Raw genomic sequence first — 1,277 nt, 5'->3', positions numbered from 1 at the left:
GCGTAGTCGCCGAAGTAGTCGACGACGTCCTCCGGCCACTGGTTGGCCTCCGCCAGCAGCACCGTGTCCGGGTACTGGGTGTCGATCTCCTTGCGCACCCGCTTCAGGAAGGCGTGCGAGGCGGGCAGGTTCTCGCAGTTGGTGCCCTCGGCCGCGTAGAGGTACGGCACCGCGTCCAGCCGGTAGCCGTCGATGCCCAGGTCCAGCCAGAAGCGCAGGGCCGCCAGGATCTCCTCCTGCACGCGCGGGTTCTCGTAGTTGAGGTCCGGCTGGTGGGAGAAGAAGCGGTGGAAGTAGTACTGCCCCCGCACCGGGTCGTACGTCCAGTTCGACGCCTCGGTGTCGACGAAGATGATCCGCGCGTCCGGATAGCCCTTGTCGTCGTCCGCCCACACGTAGAAGTCGCCGTACGGGCCGTCGGGGTCCTTCCTCGACTCCTGGAACCACGGGTGTTCGTCACTGGTGTGGTTCATGACGAAGTCGATGATCACGCGCATCCCGCGCTGGTGCGCCGCGTCCGTGAACTCCACGAAGTCGGCGAGGTCGCCGAAGTCGGGGAGGACGGCGGTGTAGTCGGCCACGTCGTAGCCGCCGTCGCGCAGCGGCGACTTGAAGAAGGGCGGCAGCCAGAGGCAGTCGACGCCCAGCCACTGCAGGTAGTCCAGTTTGGCGGTCAGACCCTTCAGGTCGCCGATGCCGTCACCGTCGCTGTCCTGGAAGGAGCGGACGAGCACCTCGTAGAAGACGGCACGCTTGAACCACTCCGGGTCCCGGTCCCTGACCGGGGTGTCCTCGAAGGTGTCCGGCACTGGCTCGTTCACGGTCATGACGTTCCTGGCCCTCCGTTTCGCTGTGCGGCGGGCGGTCTCGGTACGTGCAGGACATGCGCGGGAGCCCGCCCCGGCTCCAGCCGCACGTAGTTGGCGCTGCCCCAGTGGTAGGTCTCGCCGGTGAGCTCGTCGCGCACCGGTACCGACTCGTGCCGGTCCAGGCCGAGTTGCGGCATGTCCAACGAGACCGTGGCCTCCTGGGGGTGATGCGGGTCGAGGTTGGCGACCACGAGCACGACGTCGGAGCCACTGCGCTTGCTGTACGCGATGACGGAGTCGTTGTCCGTCCGGTGGAAGCGGAGGTTCCTGAGCCGGTGGAGCGCGGGGTGTGCGCGCCGGATGGTGTTGAGCTTGGTGATGAGGGGGGTGATGGTGCGGCCCTGGCGTTCGGCGGTCTCCCAGTCGCGGTGTTTGAGCTGGTACTTCTCGCTGTCGAGGTATTCCTCG

The 1,277-nt window shown here is 67.1% G+C and carries 2 protein-coding genes; both read right to left on the bottom strand.

All coding sequences use genetic code 11. The annotated features are described in order from the left end of the window. The coding region (locus B7767_RS34590; protein ID WP_256923670.1) for an alpha-amylase family glycosyl hydrolase at positions 1-827 on the bottom strand (827 nt) is incomplete at its 3' end. Beyond that, on the bottom strand, positions 824-1,277 hold a 454-nt coding region (locus B7767_RS34585; RefSeq protein ID WP_179167413.1), incomplete at its 5' end, for an alpha-glucosidase C-terminal domain-containing protein. The genes B7767_RS34590 and B7767_RS34585, both read right to left, overlap by 4 nt.

Source organism: Streptomyces sp. 13-12-16 (genome assembly GCF_002114215.1).
Classification (GTDB): Bacteria; Actinomycetota; Actinomycetes; order Streptomycetales; family Streptomycetaceae; genus Streptomyces.
Note: the sequence above shows the minus strand (reverse complement) of the source record. Positions and strands in the feature narration are given on the sequence as shown.